Source organism: Streptosporangium sp. NPDC001681 (assembly GCF_040298085.1).
Lineage (GTDB): Bacteria > Actinomycetota > Actinomycetes > Streptosporangiales > Streptosporangiaceae > Streptosporangium.
Map to the genome: position 1 here is coordinate 1 of NZ_JBEOZN010000237.1, position 6,863 is coordinate 6,863.

Below are 6,863 nucleotides of genomic sequence, written 5' to 3' on the forward strand. Positions count from 1 at the left end.
CTGGATGGTGAGCCTGATCTGGGGCTGGCCGATGCCGCGTTCTCGCTGGCCACGACGCGGTCGGCGTTCGAGCATCGGGCGGTGGTGCTGGCCGGCGATCGTGATGGGGTGCTGGCCGGCCTGGGTGCGCTGACGGACGACCGGCCTGTCGCGGGTGTGGTGCGCGGGGTGGCGGCGGCGGAGCCGGAGCTCGCGGTGTTGTTCACCGGTCAGGGGAGTCAGCGGGCTGGGATGGGCCGGGAGCTGTATGACCGCTTCCCGGTGTTCGCCGAGGCGTTGGACGCGGTGATCGCGGAGCTGGACCCGCTGCTGGACGGGTCGCTGCGCGAGGTGCTGTTCGCCGAGCCGGGGTCGGTTGAGGCGGAGGCACTGGATCGGACGGGGTGGGCGCAGCCGGCGTTGTTCGCGCTTGAGACGGCGCTGTTCCGGCTGGTCTCCTCGTGGGGAGTGCAGCCGGATGTGCTGGCGGGCCATTCGATCGGGGAGATCACCGCTGCCCATGTGGCGGGGGTGCTGTCCCTGAAGGATGCGTGTGCGTTGGTGGCGGGCCGGGCGCGGTTGATGCAGGCGCTCCCCGCGGGTGGGGCGATGGTGGCGGTGCAGACCACCGAGGAGGAGGTCGCCGAGCTGTTGGCCGGGCGTGAGAAGGAGGTGTCGAGTGCGGCGGTGAACGGCCCGGCCTCGATGGTGATCTCAGGTACCGAGGAGGCGGTGCTGGAGGTGGCCGCCGCTCTGCAGGAGCGGGGGGTCAAGACCCGGCGGTTGCGGGTGTCGCACGCGTTCCATTCGCCGTTGATGGACCCGATGCTGGAGGACTTCCGCGCCCTGGCCCGGACGCTCACCTACAGCCCGCCGGAAATTCCGGTGGTCTCGAACCTGACCGGGGAACCCGCCACCGACGAGCAGCTGTGCTCGCCGGACTACTGGGTGGACCAGGTCCGCGGCGCGGTCCGCTTCGCCGACGGCGTCCGGGCGCTGCACCGCCAGGGCGTGCGGGCGTATCTGGAGCTGGGCCCCGATGGTGTGCTGACCGCGATGGCCGCCGACACCCTGGCCGCCGACGTGGATGTGCAGGAGTCGGACGCGGTGCTGGTGCCGGTATTGCGTAAGGACCGCGACGAGCAGGTCGCGTCCATGACGGCGCTGGCCGAGCTGCATGTGCACGGAGTGCCGGTCGACTGGCAGGCGCTGCTCCCGCGCGGACGCCAGGTCGACCTGCCCACCTACCCGTTCCAGCACGAGTGGTACTGGCCCCGCGGACAGCGAATGGGTGACGCTCGAAACCTGGGGCTGGCCGCGGCAGGGCATCCTTTGCTGGGCGCCGCTGTAGCGCTTGCCGCCTCAGACGGCGTACTGCTGACCGGCCAGCTGTCGTTGCGGTCGCAGGCATGGCTGGCCGATCACGCCGTGGGCGGGAGGGTGCTGTTCCCCGGCACCGCGTTCCTGGAGCTGGCCATCCGGGCCGGTGACCAGGTCGGCTGCGACCTGGTGGAGGAGCTCACCCTGGCGGCGCCGCTCGTACTGGGCGAAACCGACGCCGTCGCGGTGCAGGTGTGGGTGGGCGCGGAGGAGTCGGGCAGACGCGACCTGAGCATCTACACTCGGCCGGCCGAGGCCGGCGATGACGAGCCGTGGGTACGGCACGCGGTCGGCGTCCTCGCCATCGGCGGCCAGACCGCCGAGCGACTCGATACCGAAGTCTGGCCGCCGCAGGGCGCGTCCGCGATCGAGCTGGACGGGCTGTACGACCAGCTCGCTGAGGGCGGGCTGAGCTACGGACCGCTGTTTCAGGGCCTGCGGGCGGCCTGGCGGCGTGATGATGAGATCTTCGCCGAGGTGAGCCTGCCGAGTCGGCTCGAGTCGGATGCCGGTTCGTTCGGCGTGCATCCGGCCCTGCTGGATGCGGCGTTGCACGTGGTGACGTTCGCGGGGTTGGACGATTCCGAGGGCAGCCGGTTGCCGTTCTCCTGGGGTGAGGTGTGTCTGCACGCCGGTGGCGCGTCGGCACTGCGGGTACGACTGGCCAGGACCGAAGGCGATGCCGTCTCGCTGGCGGTGGCCGATATGGCGGGGGAGCCGGTGCTGACGGCGCGGTCACTCGTACTGCGCCCGATCACGGCGGCCACCGGCGAAGGTGACCGTAGGGGCGAGCGGGACTCCCTGTTCAGGGTGGAGTGGACGGCGTTGCCGTCGGCGCGGGTGGCGCCGGTGGCCGACCCCGCGCCGACGGTGGCGGTGGTCGGCCTCGACGTGTTCGACCTCGCGGATCCGTCGGTGTTCGGGGACACGGACCAGGCGCCGGGTGCTGTGGTGACCGAACTGATCTTTGACCAGGTCGGCGCGGTGGTGGACGCGACACACGAGCTGAACGCGCGCGTTCTGACCGTGCTGCAGCAGTGGCTGGCCGATGAGCGGTATCGCGATTCACGGTTGGTGTTCGTGACGCGGGGTGCGGTCGCGGCCGGAGACGGTGAAGTGGTGTCGGATCTGCCGGCCGCTGCGGCCTGCGGATTGGTGCGCAGTGCCCAGTCGGAGAACCCCGGCCGGTTCGTGCTGGTCGATGTGGATGAACACCAGGCGTCGCTGCCGGCCTTGCCGGGGATACTGCCCGCGGTGCTGGCTTCGGGTGAGCCGCAGGTGGCGGTGCGTGACGGTGAAGTGCAGGTGCCGCGGTTGGCGTCGCTGGCGTCGGGGGCGGGTCTGCTGCCTCCGTCCGGTACGGGGTGGCAGCTGGGCAGCCGGGCCAAGGGCAGCCTGGACGCGTTGGAGCTGCTCCCCTCTTCGGGGATGGCCGAGCCGCTGCAGGCCGGGCAGGTACGGATGGCGGTGCGTGCCGCGGGGGTGAACTTCCGGGACCTGCTGGACGGGTTGAACGCGCTGGGCTGGTTCCAGGACAAGGTCGGCCTGATGGGCAGTGAGGCCGCCGGCGTGGTGCTGGAGGTCGGTCCCGAGGTCGACGACCTGCGCCCGGGCGACTGGGCGGCCGGTCTGACCGAGGGCGCGTTCGGCCCGGTGGTGGTCACCGGCGCCGGCGGGTTGACCAAGATCCCTGACGGGGTCTCCTTCGAGCAGGCCGCGACGATTCCGGTGGTGTTCCTGACGGCCTACTACGGGCTGATGGACCTGGCAGGGCTGCGGGAGGGCGAGCGGCTGCTGGTGCACGCGGGCACCGGTGGTGTGGGTATGGCGGCGATCCAGCTGGCCCAGCGGCTGGGAGTGGAGGTGTTCGCCACGGCGCATCCGGCCAAGTGGGAGGTGCTGCGTTCGCTGGGCATCCCGGATGATCACATCGCCTCCTCCCGGAGTCTGGAGTTCGAGGAGCGGTTCCGGGAGGTGTGTGGTGAGCGGGGGATCGATGTGGTCCTCAACTCGCTGACCGGGGAGCTCATCGACGCCTCGGCGCGGCTGCTGCGTCCGGGCGGCCGGTTCATCGAGATGGGCAAGCTGGACATCCGCGAGCAGGACCAGTTCCCGGGGCTGGAGTATCACTGGTTCGATGTGATGGATGCCGGGCCTGAGCGGTTGCGGCAGATCCTGGCCGAGTTGATGGAGCTGTTCGCGGCCGGTGAGTTGCGGCCGTTGCCGGTCACGGTGTGGGATGTGCGGCGGAGCCGGGATGCCTTCCGGTTCATGGGCCAGGCCAAGCACACCGGCAAGATCGTGCTGACCATGCCCCGGCGGTGGAACCCGGAGGGCACGGTGCTGATCACCGGTGGCACCGGTGGTCTGGGCGCGTTGTTCGCGCGGCATGTGGTGGCCGAGCGGGGTGTGCGGCATCTGCTGCTGACCAGCCGCCGGGGCCTGGAGGCTCCGGGGGCGGTGGAGTTGCAGGCCGAGCTGATCGCGCACGGGGTCGAGGTCACGGTCGCCGCCTGTGACATGGCCGATCGGGATCAGGTGGCGGCCCTGCTGGCCGGGGTGGACGCCGAACACCCGCTGACCGCGGTGATCCACACCGCGGGTGTGCTGGACGACGGGACGATCCCGTCGCTGGCTCCGGAGCGGCTGGACACCGTGCTGCGGCCGAAGGTGGACGCCGCCTGGCACCTGCACGAGCTCACTCGTGGCGAGGACCTGGCCGACTTCATCATGTTCTCGTCGGTGGCGGGCGTGATCGGAGCTCCCGGTCAGGGTAACTACGCCGCGGCCAACTCGTTCCTCGACGCGCTGGCCCAGCAGCGCCGGGCCGCGGGGTTGCCCGCGCTGTCGCTGGCCTGGGGGGCGTGGGCTCAGGACAGTGGGATGACCGGTACTTTGAGCGATGGCGACATGGAGCGGCTGGCCCGTGCCGGTACGCCGCCACTCGCACCGGAACAGGGCATTGCCTTGTTCGAGGTGGCGGTCCGTTCCAGCGAACCGGTCGTGGCCCCGGTCCGGCTGGATCTGCCGGTGCTGCGAGCACAGGGCGAGATTCCGCCACTGCTGCGCAGGCTGGTACGGGGAAGGCGCCGGTCTGCCGCCGGGAGGTCGGCGGCGGCCAGCACGCTGCTTCAGCGGCTGGCTCCGCTCGCGGCGGCCGAGCGCGCCGAGGTCCTGGTGGATCTGGTGCGTACCGAGGTGGCCATGGTGCTGGGGCATCTCTCGCCGGAGACGGTGGAGGTGCGGCGGGAGTTCCGCGAGCTGGGCTTCGACTCGTTGACCTCGGTGGAACTGCGCAACCGGCTGAACGGTACGACCGGGCTGCGGTTGCCGGCCACGCTGGTGTTCGACTACCCGACGCCGGCCGTGCTGGCGGAGTTCCTGCTGGCCGAGCTGCTCGGCGAGCACGCCGATGTGGTGGTTCCCGGCGAGGTCCGGCCGGTGACCGACGACCCCGTCGTGATCGTGGGCATGGCGTGCCGCTATCCGGGCGGGGTCACGTCCCCGGAGGACCTGTGGCGGCTGGTCACCGAGGGCGCAGACGCGATCTCGCCGTTCCCGACCACGCGAGGTTGGGATCCGGCGGCCTTCTACAACCCGGATCGGGAGAATCGCGGGACCAGCTACGTCCGTGAGGGTGGGTTCCTGCACGAGGCCGGGGAGTTCGACCCGGGGTTCTTCGGCATCTCGCCGCATGAGGCACTGGCGATGGATCCGCAGCAGCGGTTGCTGCTGGAGACGTCGTGGGAGGCGATCGAGCGGGTCGGGATCGATCCGGTCTCGTTGCGGGGCAGCCGTACCGGGGTGTTCGCCGGGGTCATGTACCACGACTACGCGACCAGTGTGTCGTTCCCGCCGGAGGTGATGGGGTTCGTCGGTACCGGCACCGCGGGAAGCGTGGCGACCGGTCGTCTGTCCTACACCTTCGGGTTGGAGGGCCCGGCGGTGACGGTGGACACCGCGTGCTCGTCGTCGCTGGTGGCGATGCATCTGGCCGCGCAGGCGCTGCGGTCGGGTGAGTGCAGCCTGGCGTTGGCCGGTGGTGTGACGGTGATGGCCAATCCGGGGCCGTTCATTGACTTCAGTGCGCAGGGCGGGCTGGCCGGCGACGGCCGGTGCAAGTCCTACTCCGACGCGGCCGACGGGGTGAACTGGTCCGAGGGTGTGGGCATGCTGGTGCTGGAGCGGCTGTCGGACGCGCGCCGCAACGGCCATCAGGTGCTGGCGGTGGTGCGCGGGTCTGCGGTGAACCAGGACGGTGCGTCCAACGGATTGACCGCGCCGAACGGTCCGTCGCAGCAGCGGGTGATCCGCCAGGCGCTGGCCGGTGCGGGTTTGACCTCCGCTGAGGTGGACGTGGTGGAAGGGCACGGGACCGGAACGACGCTGGGCGACCCGATCGAGGCGCAGGCGCTGCTGGCGACCTATGGTCAGGATCGCGACGAGGATCGGCCGCTGCTGCTGGGCTCGATCAAGTCGAACATCGGTCACGCGCAGGCCGCGGCGGGTGTGGCCGGTGTGATCAAGATGGTCATGGCTCTCCGGCACGGGGTGCTGCCCCGGACGTTGCATGTGGACGCCCCGTCGTCGCACGTGGACTGGTCCATGGGCGCGGTGGAGCTGCTGACCGAGCCGACCGAGTGGCCGGAGACCGGTCGTCCGCGCCGGGCGGGGGTGTCGTCGTTCGGGATCAGCGGCACCAACGCCCATGTGATTTTGGAGCAGGTGCCGCAGGCAGTGGAACCGGAGACCGGTGAGCCTGCCGGTCCGGTCGGCGGGGTGGTGCCGTGGGTGGTGTCGGCGAAGAGTCCTGAGGCGTTGCGCGAGCAGGCGCGCCGTCTGGGTGCGCAGGTGGAGGCGGTCGGCGAGCTGGGTCTGGTGGATGTGGGGTCGTCGCTGGTGTCGTCGCGGTCGGTATTCGAGCACCGTGCGGTGGTGGTCGGTGGGGATCGTGAGGGGCTGCTGGCGGGTGTCGGTGCGCTGAGCGCAGGTGAGTCGGTGCCCGGTGTGGTGCGGGGTGTGGCCGATGTCGTTGGTAGGTCGGTGTGGGTGTTCCCGGGTCAGGGGGCGCAGTGGGTGGGGATGGGTGCGCGGCTTTTGGAGGAGTCGGCGGTGTTCGCCGGGCGGATGGCGGAGTGTGCGGCGGCGTTGGAGCCGTTCGTGGACTGGTCGTTGCTGGATGTGGTCCGTCAGGTGGAAGGGGCGCCGTCTCTGGATCGGGTGGATGTGGTCCAGCCGGTGTCGTTCGCGGTGATGGTGTCGCTGGCGGCGGTGTGGGAGTCGCTGGGGGTTCGCCCGGATGCGGTGGTGGGGCATTCGCAGGGTGAGATCGCGGCGGCGGTGGTGGCCGGTGGTCTGTCGGTGCAGGACGGCGCCCGGGTGGTGGCGTTGCGCAGCCGGTTGATCGCTGAGCGGTTGGCGGGGTTGGGGGCGATGGCGTCGGTGGCGCTGCCGGTGGAGCGGGTGCGCGAGCGGGTGGCGGCCTGGGACGGGCGGGTGTCGGT

At 70.9% G+C, this 6,863-nt stretch carries 1 protein-coding gene; it reads left to right on the plus strand.

Annotation, left to right across the window (positions count from 1 at the left end; all coding sequences use genetic code 11):
• Nucleotides 1-6,863: SDR family NAD(P)-dependent oxidoreductase (locus ABT130_RS46475; protein ID WP_350966333.1), on the plus strand; the 6,863-nt coding region annotated here is incomplete at both ends.